This is a genomic window from Arthrobacter sp. ov118 (assembly GCF_900116495.1).
In the GTDB taxonomy this organism is placed as follows: domain Bacteria; phylum Actinomycetota; class Actinomycetes; order Actinomycetales; family Micrococcaceae; genus Arthrobacter.
Window position 1 is genome coordinate 58,653 of sequence record NZ_FPAY01000005.1, and the last position, 16,463, is coordinate 75,115.

At 65.3% G+C, this 16,463-nt stretch carries 16 protein-coding genes; 11 read left to right on the plus strand and 5 right to left on the minus strand.

Translation table 11 applies throughout. The annotated features are described in order from the left end of the window. Nucleotides 1–29: 29 nt before the first annotated feature. Complete coding sequence (locus BM372_RS11265) at nt 30–1,049, minus strand: asparaginase (RefSeq protein WP_177235971.1); 1,020 nt, start codon at nt 1,047–1,049, stop codon at nt 30–32. Nucleotides 1,050–1,334: 285 nt separating this feature from the next. Between BM372_RS11265 and BM372_RS11270 the strand changes: the two genes are divergently transcribed. Next, a complete protein-coding gene (locus BM372_RS11270; protein ID WP_090955240.1) occupies nt 1,335–2,375 on the plus strand; it encodes a LacI family DNA-binding transcriptional regulator in 1,041 nt (346 codons plus the stop codon). Between the two features lie 207 nt (nt 2,376–2,582). On the opposite strand, the gene BM372_RS11275 is transcribed toward BM372_RS11270, so the two are convergent. After that, nucleotides 2,583–4,025, minus strand: coding sequence for a PucR family transcriptional regulator (locus tag BM372_RS11275; RefSeq protein ID WP_177235972.1), 1,443 nt, complete (start codon nt 4,023–4,025; stop codon nt 2,583–2,585). A gap of 120 nt (nt 4,026–4,145) precedes the next feature. Between BM372_RS11275 and pxpA the strand changes: the two genes are divergently transcribed. The 6 genes from pxpA (at nt 4,146) to BM372_RS11305 (ending at nt 8,908) form a co-directional block, all read left to right on the plus strand. Further along, nucleotides 4,146–4,913 carry a 5-oxoprolinase subunit PxpA gene (pxpA, locus tag BM372_RS11280; RefSeq protein WP_090955244.1) on the plus strand — a complete coding sequence of 256 codons (768 nt, stop codon included), beginning with the start codon at nt 4,146–4,148 and terminating at the stop codon, nt 4,911–4,913. A 36-nt stretch (nt 4,914–4,949) separates the two neighbouring features. Continuing rightward, the gene (locus tag BM372_RS11285) at nt 4,950–5,189 is read left to right on the plus strand and encodes an acetyl-CoA carboxylase (protein WP_028276237.1); all 240 of its coding nucleotides are present in this window, start codon (nt 4,950–4,952) and stop codon (nt 5,187–5,189) included. A gap of 2 nt (nt 5,190–5,191) precedes the next feature. Further along, complete coding sequence (locus tag BM372_RS11290; RefSeq protein WP_090955246.1) at nt 5,192–6,544, plus strand: acetyl-CoA carboxylase biotin carboxylase subunit; 1,353 nt, start codon at nt 5,192–5,194, stop codon at nt 6,542–6,544. Next, nucleotides 6,541–7,446, plus strand: a complete 906-nt coding sequence (locus tag BM372_RS11295; RefSeq protein ID WP_218160870.1) for a 5-oxoprolinase subunit B family protein — start codon at nt 6,541–6,543, stop codon at nt 7,444–7,446. The genes BM372_RS11290 and BM372_RS11295 overlap by 4 nt, the downstream gene beginning before the upstream one ends. Beyond that, complete coding sequence (locus tag BM372_RS11300; RefSeq protein WP_090955248.1) at nt 7,436–8,422, plus strand: 5-oxoprolinase subunit C family protein; 987 nt, start codon at nt 7,436–7,438, stop codon at nt 8,420–8,422. The genes BM372_RS11295 and BM372_RS11300 overlap by 11 nt, the downstream gene beginning before the upstream one ends. 201 nt (nt 8,423–8,623) lie before the next feature. Then, nucleotides 8,624–8,908 carry an antibiotic biosynthesis monooxygenase family protein gene (locus BM372_RS11305; protein ID WP_090955250.1) on the plus strand — a complete coding sequence of 95 codons (285 nt, stop codon included), beginning with the start codon at nt 8,624–8,626 and terminating at the stop codon, nt 8,906–8,908. 39 nt (nt 8,909–8,947) lie between these two features. Here BM372_RS11305 and BM372_RS11310 read toward each other — a convergent pair whose 3' ends face one another. Then, complete coding sequence (locus BM372_RS11310) at nt 8,948–9,799, minus strand: MIP/aquaporin family protein (protein WP_256214207.1); 852 nt, start codon at nt 9,797–9,799, stop codon at nt 8,948–8,950. A 244-nt stretch (nt 9,800–10,043) separates the two neighbouring features. Between BM372_RS11310 and BM372_RS11315 the strand changes: the two genes are divergently transcribed. From BM372_RS11315 to BM372_RS11325, 3 genes are read left to right on the plus strand one after another with little or no spacing between them, the layout of a single operon-like run. Beyond that, nucleotides 10,044–10,829 carry a potassium channel family protein gene (locus BM372_RS11315; RefSeq protein ID WP_090955254.1) on the plus strand — a complete coding sequence of 262 codons (786 nt, stop codon included), beginning with the start codon at nt 10,044–10,046 and terminating at the stop codon, nt 10,827–10,829. Between the two features lie 47 nt (nt 10,830–10,876). Then, entirely contained in the window at nt 10,877–12,559 is a 1,683-nt protein-coding gene (locus BM372_RS11320; RefSeq protein ID WP_090955256.1) for an alkaline phosphatase D family protein, read from the plus strand. A gap of 7 nt (nt 12,560–12,566) precedes the next feature. Then, a complete protein-coding gene (locus tag BM372_RS11325; protein ID WP_143111463.1) occupies nt 12,567–13,889 on the plus strand; it encodes a cation:proton antiporter in 1,323 nt (440 codons plus the stop codon). A gap of 22 nt (nt 13,890–13,911) precedes the next feature. Here the strand turns inward: BM372_RS11325 and BM372_RS11330 are convergent, their stop codons facing one another. Together BM372_RS11330 and BM372_RS11335 are read right to left on the minus strand one after the other, a co-directional pair. Further along, nucleotides 13,912–15,012, minus strand: coding sequence for a DUF3616 domain-containing protein (locus tag BM372_RS11330; RefSeq protein ID WP_143111464.1), 1,101 nt, complete (start codon nt 15,010–15,012; stop codon nt 13,912–13,914). Between the two features lie 140 nt (nt 15,013–15,152). After that, nucleotides 15,153–15,644, minus strand: coding sequence for a protein-tyrosine phosphatase family protein (locus BM372_RS11335; protein ID WP_090955262.1), 492 nt, complete (start codon nt 15,642–15,644; stop codon nt 15,153–15,155). A gap of 170 nt (nt 15,645–15,814) precedes the next feature. Here BM372_RS11335 and BM372_RS11340 point away from each other — a divergent pair, with 170 nt between their 5' ends. Continuing rightward, nucleotides 15,815–16,426, plus strand: a complete 612-nt coding sequence (locus tag BM372_RS11340) for a PadR family transcriptional regulator (protein WP_090955264.1) — start codon at nt 15,815–15,817, stop codon at nt 16,424–16,426. The last annotated feature ends 37 nt before the right edge of the window (nt 16,427–16,463 follow it).

A 16,463-nucleotide genomic window follows, 5' to 3' on the forward strand; every position in this document is an offset into this window, starting at 1 on the left:
TGTGGGTGAAACGTGGGTTGCGAGACGGACTAGCCACCGGGCGCGCCCCGGCTGACGAAGGCCTCCGCAATGCGGTCCGCGGGCGTGCCGAGCCTGAGCAGAAGACTCAGCAAGACGAGTGATTGGGATGGCCTGAGCAACCCGGAGGGGATGGCTCCGGCAGCGCGCAGGTCCTCGCCGCCGCCGTCGCCGTACCGGGGCACCACGGCACCGGACTCCACCCGGGTGCTGGTCACCACTACGACGCCCGCCGCTGTAGCGTTGGCGATGTCCCGGCAGAGCACACGGTTGGCGTTGCCGGTTCCCGTCCCCTGGAGCACGATCCCTGCCGCCCCCGCGTCGAGGCTCGCCAGCAAGAGGGTGGAATCCGCTCCGGGATAGGCGGCAATGAGGTCCACCCGCGGCGAACCGGCGTCTTCGCCCGGCAACGGCAACGGGGCAAGGGCGCGCCGTGCGCCCGCCATCGTGACCTCCCCGGAGTCGGACACCGAACCCGCGGTACCGAAATCCGGGTTGGCGAAGGCGTCGAGCCGCGTGGTGTGGTACTTCCGGACGCCGGCCACGGGAAAGATGGTTCCGGCGAACGCAAGCAGCACGCCCCTTCCCCGTGCCTGGGGAGAACCTGCGACGGCGATGGCGCGTGAGAGGTTGCCGGGCCCGTCGGGGGATTTGGCGTCGGCCGCCTGCTGCGCGCCGGTGAACACGACCGGACGCAGGTCAGCGTGGGTCAGGTCAACGAGATAGGCCGTCTCCTCCATCGTGTCCGTGCCGTGGGTGACCACGACGCCCAGAACCTGCGGGTCGGCGAGGACTTGGCGGATCCTGGCGCAGACGGCGATCATGTCGTCGACGGTCAGCAGGTACGACCCCTTCCGGAAAACGTCAACCACGCGGACCGGATGAGCGGTCGGCACACCCATGCTGGCGAACACCTGCTCCCCCGTGTCCGACGCCACGGCGGCTCCCCCGGCCTCGGACTCACGGGAGGAAATCGTTCCTCCCGTGGCCAGCAGCACCACATGGGGGCCAGCTGAATCTGCGACTGTCATGTCCACTCCGTCTGTTCTGGATCTGTTGCCAGATCCCTACCCAATCGATTGGGTGATCAGATAAAAGTTGCCCCTCCGACGTTTCCCGCAGATGCTCCCGGGAAGTATCAAGGGGGTGAAAACGGCGCCGTCCGCTGCTGGACGCCTGGCTACCCAATCGATTGGGCAACTCGATGGATCGACTATAGAATGTGAGTTGCGACACGTCAAGAGTGCCTGGGCTGGGGATCCGCTCATCATCAGGCAGTCTTGGTGACGACCTTTTGGACTGAGGCAGGGGAACGAATGGAAGAGAGCACGGCCGGTGGCCGCACGGTGACGCTGAAGGATCTCGCGAACGAGCTCGGCATCCATCCGTCGACCGTGTCCAGAATTCTGCACTCCGGCTCCGAAGTGGCCCGGGGGGCAGCTTCCGTCGCTACGGCCGAACGCGTACGCGAGCTGGCGCGGAAGCGGGGCTACTCCCCCGATCCGCAGGCCGCCGGCCTGCGGACGCGACGCACCCGCCTCATGGGCGTGATTGTTCCCCGGCTTTCCGACCTCGTTCTGGCAATCATGTACGAGGGCATTGACGAGGCCGCAGCGCAGCTCGGTTACTCCACGTTTGTCATGAACTCCCGCGACGACCCGGAGGAACAACGCCGCAAGACGGAGTCCATGCTGGCCCGGCGGGTGGACGGGCTGATCATCGGCGACGCACACCTGGGCAGCGGTCTGTTGCGGGAGCTGAGCGCCCGCAAGGTGCCGTTCGTGCTCATGAACCGCCGCGTCCCGGGCTTCCCGTCCGCCACGTGCGACGACGTCCTTGGCGGCGAGCTTGTGGCAGATCACCTGTGGAGCAAGGGGCACCGGAACGTCGCGGTGATCGCCGGCGAGCCCTATGCCAGCACGGCCGTCGACCGGACGGCCGGCTTCGTAGACCGCTGGCGTGCGCTGGGCGGGACTATTCCCCGGAATGCGGTGGTGTGGTCCCGCTTCGATACCGCCGGAGGACGGGAGGCGGCGGAGGCCATCCTGGCTCACTGCAGCCCCCGTCCGACTGCGCTGTTCGCCGTCAATGACTTCGCGGCGATCGGCGCGATGGGAGCTTTGCGGTCCCACGGCATCAGCGTCGGCCACGACGTTGCGGTGGTTGGTTTCAACGACACCTCCTTGGCCGCGGAGCTTCCCATCCCGCTGTCCTCGGTCCGCTCACCCATGCTGGATATCGGACGGACGGCAGTGCAGCTCCTCAAGCGCGTGCTGGACGGCGAACACGTCGATCCGGTGAGGCTGGAACCGTCGTTGTGCGTGCGCGAAAGCAGCGCCTGTGGCAACGCAGTATGACGCGGCAAGGGAACCTCTGATCGGCCGGACTGGTTAGTAGAATCGATCAGTCACATCCGTTGGCAAGGGCGTTGCGCCCAGCCCCTCGATGCACGGACCGGGCCCGCGTCCAAGCCCATGACTTGAGACTAGTGACCCGACTCACACGGCGCTACCGGAGATTCGCCCAATGTTGACTCCCCTTTTCATGCAGGTTGCACAAGGTGGTCAGCGGGGGGCGGCAACGATTCCGAGGGCAAGCATGTAGGTGGCCCGCACTTCGCCATCAGAGAGGTCCACCTTCAGCAGCTCTTCAATCTTCCGCAGCCGGTAGCTGAGCGTATTCCGGTGGATGAACAGCTCATCGCAGATCTTCGTAGAATTCCCGCTATGGCGCAGGTAGGCGTCGAAAGTCTCCCGCAGCGAGCTGCCGCCGTCCGCCAAGGGGGCCAGAAGGCGCTCGCACATTGCCACCAGTCCCGGGCTCGGCAACCCCTGCACAATGCCGGCGAGATCGGCCGGCGGCGCCTCGTGAACGCCGGGCCGTCCGATGTGACGGCGGGCAAGCTGAAGCGCCAGCGGCAGTTCGCTCAGGCCCCCCGATTCCGAGACGATGACCGAGAGTTCCGGGGCGTCCCCGAAGAATTCCCGGACGGCGTCAATCAAGTCGGCCGCTGCGTGCTGTTGCTGCAGCAGAAGAGTGGTGAGTCCGGCTTCTTCCATGAACCTCACGGTGCCAAAACCCGCCTGCAGCCCCACCCGGGCGCGCCACGCGATGGCGCGAAGCTTTGCGGGGGCCACTTCTACTGAGCCGCCGATGAGCACGGCGCCCCAGCCGCCGTCGGGATCGAACCCGGATTCGAGGGCGTAGCGGCGCAGCGGAGCGGACGGCTCGCCGCGGTCCTCATAGAGGGCCTCTATGAAGCGTGCCGCTTCCCGGGAATGCAGGGGCGAATGGGATCCCAAGGTATGGCTCAGCTGCATGGCGATGACGGCAGCCACGGGACCAAGGATTGGTTGCAGCACAATGTCGCTCCCGATCCCCTGGATGGACAGCCTGAATTGCTCGGATTCGCCGCTGGGCAGGCGCAGCGCGGTCCGCGCTGTCCCGCCGTGCGCCGCACCAGCGGAGACCAGCTCGAACGCATTGTGATCGATCACGGCCACTCTGGCGTTGACGACGTCCGCCACCTTCGCCAGAACCTCGGCCAGGGAACGCCCGTCGGCCGCCAGCCGGGTGCACTCATCGGCAAGCTCCCAGCCTTTCCGAAGTTCCTCGTAGCGCTCGGCCGCGATGACCTGCTCCACGTGCCGCATGACCAGGACGAAGGGCACCTCCGGCGGGAGCTCAAGCAGCGGCAGGCCGTGCGCCTCGCAGGCCAAGACCAATCCGGCCGGCAGTTCGCTGTGGGCGGCGCCCAAGCCGAATGCCAGCCCTGATACGGGCACGGAGCCCAGCCGCTCCACGTAGGCGTCCCAGATCCTGAAGTCCTTGACGTTCAGGCCCATGCCATTGGTCAGCACAAGGGCATTCACGCTAAGGAAAGGCGTGGGGTCCATGTGTTCGGTGGGGGCGCACCAGGTGATGGGCCGGGCCAGTCGGCCCTCGCCGCCCGCCACCCGGAGTCGGATGTTGAGATCGGCGTCGTCTGCTAGATCTGAAATTCGCACGCGACCCTCCCAGTACGGCGGGGCTCCCCGGCCGGTCAGTGCAATAACCATAATTGATACCCGCATATTCAGCGACCTGCACAATATCGGGCGCGTGAATTGCTGAGTAGCGTTGCAACCATGCAAACCAATGTGACTCCCGACACCTCTCCTGACGCCTCTCCCCGCGCTTCCGGGCGCGTCCTCTTGAACTCCGATATGGGCGAAGGCCTCGGCCTCCACGAGTTCGGCAACGACGAAGAACTCATGCGCATCATCGACGTCGCCAACGTGGCCTGTGGGTATCATGCCGGCGATCCCGACGTCATGGAACGGACCGTGGCGATGGCTGCAGAGCACGGCGTGGCAGTCGGAGCGCACCCCGGCCTGCCGGACTTTGTGGGGTTCGGACGCCGCCGAATGGTTCTCACGCCGGCGGAGGTCGAGTCGATCATCCTGTATCAGACCGGGGCCCTGACGGCGTTCCTCGCAAAGCACGGGCTGGAACTGAACCACATCAAGCCGCACGGCGCCCTCTACGGCATGCTGGCCGGTGACGAGGAACTGATGCAGGCCGCCGCCGGCACAGCCTTGCAGTTCGGCGTTCCGTTTTTCGGGCTCGCGGGGACCGCCCACGAACGCGTGTGCCAGGCCATGGGGGTGGATTTCGTGCCCGAACTCTTTGTTGACCTCAACTACGGTCCGGCCGGTGAGCTGCTGATCCAGCGCCGCCCGGCGCCCACCGACCCCGCCGCCGCCGCTGAGCGTGTCAGCAGGGCGCTGGCCGGCAAGCCGGTCCTCGCTGTTGACGGCACCGAGCTGGACATCCAGTTCCAAAGCATCTGCGTCCACTCCGACGCACCCAATTCTGTTGCAGTGGCCACAGCAGTGCGTGCGGTCCTGGGCTGAACCGATCAATCCAAACCATCTGAAAGAGAGCATCCCGTGGCAACCATCGTTTCCCCGCTCCCCGGCGTCTTCTACCGCAAGCCCGGCCCTGGCAAGCCGCCTTTCGCCAACGAAGGCGACGCCATCGAGGTCGGACAGACCCTCGGCATTATCGAAATCATGAAGCAGTTCACCGAAATCCAGTCCGATGTGGCCGGGACCCTGGAGTCGTTTGAGGTCAACGAGGGCGACATGGTCAACCCCGGCGATGCAATCGTCGTAGTCCGCGAAGGATAGAAATGAAGAAGCTACTCATCGCCAACCGCGGCGAGATCGCCGTGCGCATCGCCCGGACCGCCCGCGAGATGGGCATCGAGACATTTGTGGTGGCCAGCGAAGCCGACGTCGAGTCCTTGGCTGCCCGGTCCGCTGACCACGTCGTCGTGGTGGGCCCGGCGCCTGCCACCGCCAGCTACCTGAACCAGGACGCCATCGTCGCCGCGGCCGTGGACAACGGCTGCGATGCCGTCCATCCGGGCTATGGGTTCCTCTCTGAAAATGCGGACTTCGCGCGGAAGGTCGCAGATGCGGGCCTGATCTGGGTGGGGCCGGACGCGGACGCCATCGCGATGATGGGCAACAAGTCCTTGGCGAGGGAATCGGCCCGGAAGGCTGGCGTCCCCGTGCTCCGCGGCTCGGACGGCCCCCTCGATCCGGCGGCCGACGCCGTCGAAATCGCCAGCGGCATCGGCTACCCGCTCGTGATCAAGGCCTCCGCCGGCGGCGGAGGCCGGGGCATCCGCTTTGTGCACAGCGAAGGCAAACTTCTGGAATCCATTGAGCAGACGCGCGGCGAAGCGGCGGCCGTCTTCGGCGATCCCACCGTTTATCTGGAACGCTTTGTGCAGCATGCCCGTCACGTGGAGGTACAGGTCCTCGGCGATGGCACAAGCTTCATCCATCTCGGCGACCGCGACTGCTCGATGCAGCGGCGCTCCCAGAAGGTCATTGAAGAAGCACCGGCGCCGGACCTCCCGGACCACGTCCGCCAGAGGATCCGGGAGTCCTCCGTGGAACTGGCCCGCGAGTGCGGCTACAGCGGCGCCGGAACGGTCGAATTCCTCTATGATCCGGTCAACCATGAAGCGGCATTCATCGAAATGAACACTCGTATCCAGGTTGAGCACCCCATCACCGAGCAAATCACGGGCGTCGATCTGATCCGCGAACAGCTGCAGATCGCGTTCACTGGGGCAATGTCCCTCCGCCAGGACGACATCGCATTCAATGGCCACGCCATCGAATGCCGCGTCAATGCCGAGGACCCCGACCACCACTTCTTCCCCAGCCCTGGCCTGATCACGGCCATGGACTGGCCCGCGGGCGCAGGCATCAGGGTGGACACCGGGGTGGAGGCCGGTTCCACGGTCACTCCGTACTACGACTCCCTGCTGGCCAAGCTGATTGTGCATGCGGACACACGCGAAGCGGCCATTGAGGCGATGCTGACGGCCCTGGATGAGACCCACATCGAAGGGGTCAAGACCACCATCCCAGTGCACAAGAAGCTGCTGAGCCGGCCCGAATTTGCGGCCGTCACCCACCACTCGAAATTCCTCGAAACCGTCCCCGATCTGATGGAGGCACAATGAGCAGCCCGGAACCCGCCGTGTTGGAGGCCCGTTACACCTGGGGCGGAGACGAATTCCTGTTCGTTGAGGTCGCGGAGTCCATGAGTCTGGCGGCGAACTTCAGGGTCATGTCCATCGCAGCGAAGCTTTCGGCCATGCAGCTGCCCGGCATCGTGGACGTCTGTCCTGCGAACGCCTCGCTGCTGGTGAGGTTCGACCCGGACATCCTGCCGCCGTCGACCCTCGAAGAGACCGTCCGTGCGATTGAAGGGGACCTGGCGCACCACCAGGATCAAGCGCTGGAAACACGGATCGTCGAAGTCCCGGTGTGGTACGACGATCCCTTCACGGCGGAAGTGTCGGAGCGATTCCGCGAAGGATTCCATCAGGAGCCCGGCGGCACCGACATCGACTACGCAGCCAAGGTCAACAACCTCAAGGATGCCGCCGAATTCATCCAGCGCCACCATGAGCAGCCGTGGCTTGTCTCCATGGTTGGCTTCGTCGCCGGCCTGCCGTTCCTCTTCCAGCTGGTGGAACGGGAGAAACAACTGGAGGTACCCAAGTACTTGAGTCCCCGCACCGATACCCCCAAGCTGACGGTGGGCCACGGCGGCTGCTTCGGCTGCATCTACTCCGTGCGGGGTGCGGGCGGCTACCAGATGTTCGGAGTCGCTGCGGCGCCCATCTTCGATCCGGCCCAGACCCTGGCTGACTTCCGGGACTTCATGGTGTTCTTCAAGCCAGGGGACATCGTGAAATTCAAGCCGGTCAACGAGACCGCATACAACAACATCCAGGCTGAGATCTCGGCAGGGACGTTCCGCTACCGGCAGGTGCCCGTGACATTTGAGTTGTCCAAGGCGCTGGCAGATCCCGAAGGCTATAACCAGGAACTCATGGAGGCCCTTAATGGCGTTTGACATCAAGAACCCCGGACTGGCCACCACGGTCCAGGACCAGGGACGCACTGGCCACTACAACGTGGGCATCCCGCAGAGCGGTTCCATGGACCAATACTCGGCGGAACTAGGCAATGCCCTGGTGGGCAACACCGCCAAGGAGGCCGTCCTTGAATGCACATACCTGGGCCCGGTGGTAACCACCGACAAAGACGCCTTAATCGCCGTCACGGGGGCACCAGTTGAAGTTAAGATCAACGGCGAATCCCGGGCCCAGTGGACCCGGCTGCAATTGCGGGCTGGCGATGAACTCAGCTTCGGGGTCATTCGTGGCGGCACGCGCTACTACATTGCGGTCCAGGGAGGCGTCGATGTTCCCGAGGTGCTCGGCAGCCGGTCCACCTACAGCCTGGGCGCGATCGGCGGATTCCAGGGCCGCAAACTGGAGGCAGGTGACCACGTTCCGGTGGGCGCCGCGGTCAACACCGGAGCCTTGCCCGACGCAGATACCGTTCCGGAGGAATTCCGTCCTGTGTTCGCGAAAGAACAGGCCGTCCGGATTGTCCTTGGTCTGTACGACCACCGGCTCACCGACGAAGGACTGGACAACCTCCTGAACGGTGAGTGGAAAGTGACCCCGGTGGCTGACCGGATGGGGCTGAGATACTCAGGTCCCGGAGTGAAGTGGAAAGAACGGGAGCAGCCGTTCGGCGCCGGATCCGATCCCTCCAACATCGTGGATGCCGGATACGCCGTCGGGTCCATCCAGATTCCTGGCGGCACTCAACCCATCATCCTGCACCGCGATGCCGTCTCCGGCGGGGGTTACGCCATGGTGGGCACGGTCATCAGCGCCGACATGGATCTGCTGGCCCGGGCCGCGCCCGGCACCTCCACCAGGTTTGTAGCCGTCAGCCTGGATGAGGCCCTTGTGGCGCGCGCGGAACTCGCTGACCTGAGGAGGAAGGCCTGGGCTGCCCTCGGCGCCGACAGTTGACCGCCGGCAGAGGGGCCTTCGGAGGTACTCATGCGGCCAAGAAAACTCCAGCCTTGTGCGCCGGCGCCGACAGGTCCTAACTGGTGGGAGGAGGTCGAGCCGACGAACCCTTAGGGCGCGTTACCCAATGATCCAGCTACCGGTTTGAGGGCCAAAGGGGCCGGCGCTCCACACGTCAAAACCGGACCACAGGAGGCCAACATGTTCGCTCGTGTCAGCACGTATCAGCCCGGACCGGGCAGTTCAGGGGCGCCAACGGATGACACCGTCAGCCGGGTGCTCCAGCTGCCGGGGTGTTTGGGGATCTATTACTTGCTTGGGAAGGACAACAAGTCACTGTCGATCAGCCTGTGGGAGGACCAGGAGGCTCTTGCCGGCAGCGAGGAAGCTGCGACAAAGATCCGCACCGAAACCAGCGCCGAGCAGCACATGCAGATCCTCGGCGTCGAGGAATACGAGGTGCTGACACGGCAGCTCAAGGGTTGAGTGGGCGGCCGTCTCATCCGAGATCCGGCCATCCGGGCTTTAGGCTTCTGTCTCCCTGGCAGCTCCGGTGTTGTCCTTGGCGGCCTCTGTGAACAGGCCTCCCTGCGCGGCGCCGGAACCCGACTCGCCGCCGCCCGCACCGCGCAAAACAAAGGCGATGCCGACGGCGGCCACTGCTCCCACCAGTGGCCCGGCGGCATACACCCAGTAGTCGCTGAAATTCCCACTGGCGAGGTCAGGCCCGAACGTTCGTGCCGGGTTCATCGACGTGCCGGAGATGGGACTGCCCCACAGGCCCGCCAGGGCAATGTACCCGCCTACGCCAAACGCCCCCAGCAGCCCGACATTCTGGGCCCCGGAGGCGGTCCCCAAGATGACGCTGACCAGCCCCAGCGTCAGCAGTGCCTCCATCCAGAAGGCGGCTCCCGCCGAGTACTCCGGCGCCGGATAGTTTGAACCGGAGGTGGTCGAGACGCCGATGACGGCCTGCAGCAGCAGGCAGGCAAGTGTGGCCCCGATGAGCTGAACAACGATGTAGCCAGGTACCCGGCGCCAGGGGAAATCACCCCGAAGGGCAAAGGCGATGCTGACCGCGGGGTTCAGATGCGCGCCCGAGATCTTGCCCATGAACAAGATGATGCCCAACACCATCAGGCCGGGTGCCACGACGGCCGCCGTGCGGCTGATGACGCCGGGGAACGCCTGGCTCATCATGCCACCCCCGGCGGCGACTATGACGAGCAGGAAGGTGCCGTACAACTCCGAGAACAGGCGCCGCCATTCCTGGCTGGGATCATCAAAATCTTGGATTCGCAAAAGGATGTTTTGTTCGAGGACTCCCAATTCGCCGGCGAGACTGTGGGTGCGCGCCCCGCCCCGCTGGGTACGCACGCGCCCGGTTCCGTCTTTTCGCTGGTTTTCCGCCATGGCCAATCGCCTCCGACTGCGGCACAACGCTCTGCCGTGCCCCGCATGGGCCGGCATCTGGCAGCCACAATCTACCGCTGCCGGCGCCGGTTGTCGGCGTGCCGAAAGGCTCTAGTTAGCCGTGGGCCTGGTTCCGTCCGCCAGGCGGGGCTGCTCGGCCTGCAGAATGCGGGCGGACATCCGGGGAGCAAAGTCCTACCATTCAGCCATGACGCAAGAAACCTGGCTCAAGTATTCCGAGTGGCCCCTCGTCGGAGCGGCTTTTCTCTTTCTGACGGCCTATTCCATTCTGGTCATCGCCGAACCGCCGGACCCCTACGCCACTGCCCTAGCTCTCGTCATGGGGTCAACGTGGCTTGCCTTCGGCATCGACTACATCGTGAAATTACTGTTGGCCCGCCGGCGGGGCCGATGGTTCGTCCGCCACCCCTTGGACCTGCTTATGGTCGTGCTTCCGGTAGCGCGGCCACTACGCCTTCTTCGCCCATTTACCTTGCGTCAAGTCATGGAGCGGGCCCCGGGCACTGCCATCCGGACCCGCGTCATGGCCTACGTTATTGTCTCGGCCATCCTTCTGATCTACACGGTGGCCCTGAGCGTTCTCAGTTTCGAAAAGAACGCTCCGAACGCGAATATCACCACCATGGGCGACTCATTGTGGTGGGCGGTAGTCACCATCACCACGATCGGTTACGGCGACTATTACCCCGTCACGGTTCCGGGCAGGTGGGCTGCGGCCGCGCTAATGGTCGGCGGGTTTGCAGTCCTGAGCATGGTCACGGCGGCGGTGTCCTCCTGGCTCGTTGAAAGCGTAACTGCCGCAACCCATGACCGCAGGCAAGCGGATGAAATCATCAGCAGCGAGGAACTCGCCCGCCTCGCCGCCCAGATCAACAGGCTCCATGACCAGCTCGCCCGGGAGCGTGGCGCATCCGAGGATAGCCCTGAGAATGCAAAAGCACGCAAGGAACCAGGTACACAAGGAAGCGGGTAAGGCGCGCTCCCATAGCCGCACCCGGCGCGAGCGAGTACAACTGACTCATGACGACCTCTCCCTTGGTGCTCGGTCCCATGGTGCGGCACGTGGATGCGACATCTGCGAGTATCTGGGTGGAGACCGAATCTTCTGCCCAGGTCTCCGTCCGCGCCAGCGGCAGGGAGTGGGCGGCCAAAACGTTCGCAGTCCACGGTCACCACTACGCGCTGGTGGAACTGGACGGGCTGGAGCCTGGAACGGTCACCGCTTACGCCGTCGATGTGCACGGAACACAGGTCTGGCCCGATCCGTCGTCCGGGTTCCCGCAGTCGATGATCGCGACGCTGACCCCGGGCAAACCGCTGCGGATGGCCTACGGCTCCTGCCGGACGAGCGTCCCGCACGATGCGTCCGGCAACCGGACCCACGGCGTCGACTCGCTGCGCGCCTACGCCCTGCGGATGGCCTCGGACGGCCATCTGCCGTGGCCGGATCTGGTGGCCTTCCTCGGGGACCAGGTGTACGCCGACTCGACCAGCAAGCAAATGCAGGAGTTCATCCGCGCCCGTCGAGACATCGATGCACCGCCCGGCGAGGAGCTGAAGGACTACGAGGAATACGCCCATCTGTACTACCTGGCCTGGTCAGACCCTGCGAACAGGTGGTTGTTGTCCACCTTGCCCAGCGCCATGATCTTCGATGACCACGACATCCGAGACGACTGGAATACCTCCCTGAGCTGGAAGAAGGAACTGGAAACTACGTCGTGGTGGCATGACCGGATTGTTGCGGGGCTGGCCTCGTACTGGGTCTACCAGCACCTGGGGAACTTGTCTCCGCAGGAACGGGCGCAGGATGCCATCTGGCGCCGGATCACTGGCCACACGGGCGACGACGAGATCGACGTCGGCGCGGAGCTCGACGCCTTCGCGGAGCAGGCTGATCGGGACCCAAAGTCCTACCGGTGGAGCTACTGCCGGGATTTCGGGGACACCCGGCTGATCGTGGTGGATTCCCGCGCTGCCCGGGACCTGACACCGGACGACCGCGCCCTTGTAGATGATGCGGAACTTGCCTGGCTTGACGGCCGGATGCGTGGCGGACTCCGCCATCTGCTCGTCGCGACGTCTCTTCCCTTCCTGCTACCGATGGGCCTGCACTACGTCGAGTCGTGGAATGAGGCCGTCTCCGAGGGTGCGTGGGGGAAACATGCCGCCCGGGCCGGCGAGAAGCTGCGCCGCGCGGTGGACCTGGAGCATTGGGCCGCCTTCCAAAACAGTTTCCGCCAAGTGGCCGCCATGGCGAACGAGGTCGCCGATGGCAAACGTGGCCCGGCCCCGGAAACCATCACTTTCCTCTCCGGGGACGTGCACTTCTCCTACGTTGCGGAGGTGGAGCGGACCTCGGGCAGCCGGATCCTGCAAGCGGTCTGCTCCCCCATCCGAAATCCGCTGCCCCGGCTGATGCGGTCCTTCGCAGCCATCATGTCCTATGGCTTGGCCACGCCGGTTGGCGCCCTGGTTGCGCGCTCGGCCAAGGTCCCGGACCCGCCGTTTCGCTGGTCCGGCATCAAGGGTCCGTGGTTCGACAACAACCTGGCCTACTTGGAGGTGGCACCGGAAGGGCTGAACCTGTGGTGGCAGACCGGCGTGGTGGATGACGGCGACCATCTCCATCCGGGACTGGAACGCGTCGCTTCCCTCACGGTAGCTCCACGGGGAGGCGCCAACAGTACTCGACCGGCGTAGGCTGTCCGTGGGCCGCCTTGGCGGCGAAGCACGCGATCGAGAGCAGGACCGCATGGTGGCCGCGGCGACGATACTGGCGATCATTTTGGTCTGGAGTGCAATCTCCGGGCCGCTTGACCGTCGCGGAATAACCTCGGCCCTTTTCTTCACCGCCGCTGGCTTGATGGTCGGCACGTTGGCGCCCGGGATGCTCGACATCTCCCTGGAATCCGCCGTGGTCGAGCGGGTCGCCGAGATCGCGCTGGCCCTGCTCCTGTTCAGCGACGCCGCCCGGCTCGATCTGCATTCCCTCCGCCACGAGCTCGGCTGGCCCAGCCGCCTCCTGCTGATCGGGTTACCGCTAACCATGCTCGCCGGCGTGGGCGTGGGTGCGCTCGTCTTTCCCGGCGTGGCGCTCGCCTCCGTGTTCCTGCTCGCCACAATGCTGGCCTCAACCGACGCGGCCCTGGGCCAGAAAGTGGTCGCGGACACCTCTGTACCGGCCCGGGTACGGCAGGCGCTCGACGTCGAAAGCGGCCTCAACGACGGCCTCGCCGTGCCCTTTTTCATCGTCGCGTTGGGGGTCGCCAACGCCGAGCTCGAAACGGGCCTCACTTGGGCCGTGGCCGGCAACATGGCCACCCAGATCGGCTGGGGTCTCACAGCCGGGCTCGCCGCAGGGATCCTAGGCGGCCTGCTGCTCCGCGCCGCCAACCGGCGTACGTGGATCAGCTCCGAGTGGCGGCAGATCATGCCGCTCGGCATAGCGCTGCTGGCCTACACCGTCGCGCTGATGCTAGGCGGCAGCGGGTTTATCGCCGCCTTCGTAGGCGGGATCGCATTCGGGAGCGTCTCGGGCGCACCCGGTTCCACCGTCACCCTGTTCACAGAGGAAACCGGCGGCTTCCTTGCCGCCGCAACGTGGATCGGATTCGGAGCGCTGGCACTCACCGTCGCCGTTCCGTTCATCACCTGGCAGGTGCTCCTCTATGCCGCGCTCAGTCTGACTCTGGTGCGGATGGTTCCCGTGGCGGTGGCTTTCGCCGGCCGGGGCGTAAAGCGCCCGACCGTGGCGTTCGTAGGCTGGTTCGGCCCGCGCGGGCTCGCCTCGCTCGTGTTCGCGCTGCTTGCCTTCGAGCGCGGTGTCCCCGAAGGCGAGGTGGTGCTCACCACCGTGGTCGTGACCGTCGCCCTCAGCGTCGTCCTCCACGGCCTGACCTCAGTCCCGCTGGTGGCCGCTTACCATCGCTGGTACGCGGCTCACACCGCCGGGCACCCGGCGGCGGCGGAGGCGGCGTCGGCAACGCTGCCCCGCCGTCGGCGTCAATTCCCCGGCGCCGGACCCACCTGAGTCGGGCTGGCGGCTTTCGGCGCTACTTGCTGAGACGGAAGACATCGGCCGTGATCTCGTGGCGTCCTGACTTACGCTCGCCAGCCGGCGTCCCATACAACACCAAGGCCGACCGGCCGTCGTCGAGTACGGCGATCCCCTCGGCATGGTCCTCTCCCCTGCCGAAGGGCGCGTCAAATTCGCACGTGAGGTCCTCGTTCTGCACCACCGACTCGGCCTGCGACGTGAGCGCGTTCCGCCAGCGAAACACGGCCGAGCGCCCATCGAGCTCCATGGTGGGTCCGGCCAGGACGAGCAGGTCGTCGCCGTGCCGGCAAAGATCCCGCACGCCCAGGCCATGCAGGCGGAGAAAGTGCTTGCGGTAGGGCCGGTTGCCGGGACCGATCGGCTGGGGCTCGATGCCGGGCCCGCCACCGACCCTGAGCTCAACGATCATGGCCCACCCGCGCAGCACCGGTCCGCGCATTCCAATGAACACGCGGTCGCCGGCGACGGCGAGGCCTTCGCAGTCAATACCGTTGTCCTTGCCAGGTATTGGACCGTTCGGGGCCTGCACGAATCCTCCGAGGTGGGGGTCCTCAGCGAGAAGGTCCAGCAGGTCCTTCCCTCGACCGAGGCCGAAGACGGCGGGGGTTTGCGGCTGACCTGTCCGGCTGCCGGCCGGCTCGCGCCGCGATTTTGCGGCCCCGACCAGGGCCTTGGTGGAGAGCCGGGCCAACACCCTTCGACGCTGGCTGACCTCCACTGTCGCCAAGGTTCTTTGCGCCTCTGCGGGCGTCGAGTTGCCTTTGACCTGCTTGCGGGCCGCACTGTGCGATCCAAGCAACCACAGCGTGTCATCCTCCACAGCGAGTCCTTCGATGTCCAATTCGCCGCCGTCTCCCGGCAGTTCAAGGAGATCGGTGAGATCGAAGCTGCGATGGGCACGTGCCTGGCCGCCGGTCTCGAGCGTGAGCCGCTCGAGGCTGGTCGTCTCGTCATTGGCGAGCCAGAGGTGTGAGCCCTGGCGAGCGATCGCGGACAATCCATCGCGGAGGTCAGCCTTCCCACCGAGTGTGCTGCGCTGATCAAGTACGAGGGTGATGTGACCGGAAGGTTCGTCCGGCCGCGGCCATCCGTTCATCGACTGCACCCACCCTCACCAGCGGCGATCGGCCCGCAGTTGAGCCATGGTTCGTTCCGTCACCCCCATCATGCACCCGGCAGGCAGGCGGGGCCACTGCTTCAGGACATGGTTCGGGCCACCGCGCGAGGGCGGCACGCTCACTGCCGCAGCCACCGCTCAAACGAAGGGTTACAGAGGCATGCAGGAGAACGCTTTTCGCGAACCAGGCGGATCGCTTCCGCGCTGGGCATCCCTTCGAGGATGAGCGCCCGCGCGACGACGAGCGCCGACCGGTTGAGTCCGGCCTGGCAGTGGACAAGAGTCGGCCCGTCCGCCCGGCAGACGTTGACCCAGTGGGCGATTGCATCGACCTTCGCAAACTCTTGATCCTCGCTGTCGTACATGGTCACGAGAAGCAGGGAGCTGATGGGGTGCCCGACGACGTAGGACTCCCAGGGGTACAGCGACACCAGATGCTTGACGAAGGCGGGGAGGATCAGACCGGCCTCACAGCCGCCCTGCCAGAGATCGGCGACGATTTCGCTGACGTACGGCACATCGAAGGGCATCAGGCCGTGCTTGGAGATCCCCCTCATGCGCTGAACCGTCGGATCGAATTGAATCTCAATCCTGGTGGGGTCCACAGTCATGTCCGCCCTTTCAGCAGGGAACCCTGCCTTAAATTCTCCGTCATTTCCGCCGGCACAGCACGTCTTCCAGCCACCGTTGACGGACGATACTTACCGATATATCGTTAAGTATCGCTGAATATCTCAGCGGTGACTAAGAAGTGCAACACCATCGAAAGGACGATGCCGCTATGAAGGGCAGTCACGATCACAAATTCACAGACTTCGGACCGGGCAACGAGCGGTTCGGACGCGCAAGAAGCCGCCGTGGCCCCCACGGGCACGGACACGGAGGCTTCGGGCCGGGCCGGGGGTTCGGACCCGGATTCGGGTCGGGTTTTGGGCCGGGTTTCGGTCCCGGCGGCTCACGCCGGGCCAACAGGGGCGATGTCCGCTCCGCAATTTTGTCCCTCCTGGCCGAAGCCCCGTCCAACGGCTACGGGCTGATCAAGGCGATCGAGGAAAAAACCTCCGGCGCCTGGCGTCCGAGCCCGGGTTCGGTATACCCGACGCTTCAGCAGCTCGTCGATGAAGAACTCATCGCACCCGCCGGTGAAGGCCGGCGCACCGAGTACGCGCTGACCGACGCCGGGTCGGCCTACGTGGCCGAACATGCCGACGAGCTGGGCAACGCCTGGAACACCGATGCCCAGGGATCCGGGCCGGCCTTCCACCAGAGCGTGGCCAAGCTCATGGGAGTCATCCATCAGTTCCGGTTCTCGGCAACCGAGGAACAACGCACGGCCGCAATGGAAAGAATCGACGAAACGCGCCGTGCGCTCTACCTCATCCTGGCTGACTAGAACTGTTGAGTACTCGGTTCACGCCGGCCGGAGGAAT

What these genes read in the sequence shown, in the direction of transcription:
- BM372_RS11265 (WP_177235971.1), bottom strand. Translation starts at nt 1,049, where the DNA reads ATGACAGTCGCAGATTCAGCTGGCCCCCATGTGGTGCTGCTGGCCACG.
- BM372_RS11270 (WP_090955240.1), top strand. Translation starts at nt 1,335, where the DNA reads ATGGAAGAGAGCACGGCCGGTGGCCGCACGGTGACGCTGAAGGATCTC.
- pxpA (WP_090955244.1), top strand. Translation starts at nt 4,146, where the DNA reads ATGCAAACCAATGTGACTCCCGACACCTCTCCTGACGCCTCTCCCCGC.
- BM372_RS11290 (WP_090955246.1), top strand. Translation starts at nt 5,192, where the DNA reads ATGAAGAAGCTACTCATCGCCAACCGCGGCGAGATCGCCGTGCGCATC.
- BM372_RS11295 (WP_218160870.1), top strand. Translation starts at nt 6,541, where the DNA reads ATGAGCAGCCCGGAACCCGCCGTGTTGGAGGCCCGTTACACCTGGGGC.
- BM372_RS11300 (WP_090955248.1), top strand. Translation starts at nt 7,436, where the DNA reads ATGGCGTTTGACATCAAGAACCCCGGACTGGCCACCACGGTCCAGGAC.
- BM372_RS11305 (WP_090955250.1), top strand. Translation starts at nt 8,624, where the DNA reads ATGTTCGCTCGTGTCAGCACGTATCAGCCCGGACCGGGCAGTTCAGGG.
- BM372_RS11315 (WP_090955254.1), top strand. Translation starts at nt 10,044, where the DNA reads ATGACGCAAGAAACCTGGCTCAAGTATTCCGAGTGGCCCCTCGTCGGA.
- BM372_RS11320 (WP_090955256.1), top strand. Translation starts at nt 10,877, where the DNA reads ATGACGACCTCTCCCTTGGTGCTCGGTCCCATGGTGCGGCACGTGGAT.
- BM372_RS11330 (WP_143111464.1), bottom strand. Translation starts at nt 15,012, where the DNA reads ATGAACGGATGGCCGCGGCCGGACGAACCTTCCGGTCACATCACCCTC.
- BM372_RS11335 (WP_090955262.1), bottom strand. Translation starts at nt 15,644, where the DNA reads ATGACTGTGGACCCCACCAGGATTGAGATTCAATTCGATCCGACGGTT.
- BM372_RS11340 (WP_090955264.1), top strand. Translation starts at nt 15,815, where the DNA reads ATGAAGGGCAGTCACGATCACAAATTCACAGACTTCGGACCGGGCAAC.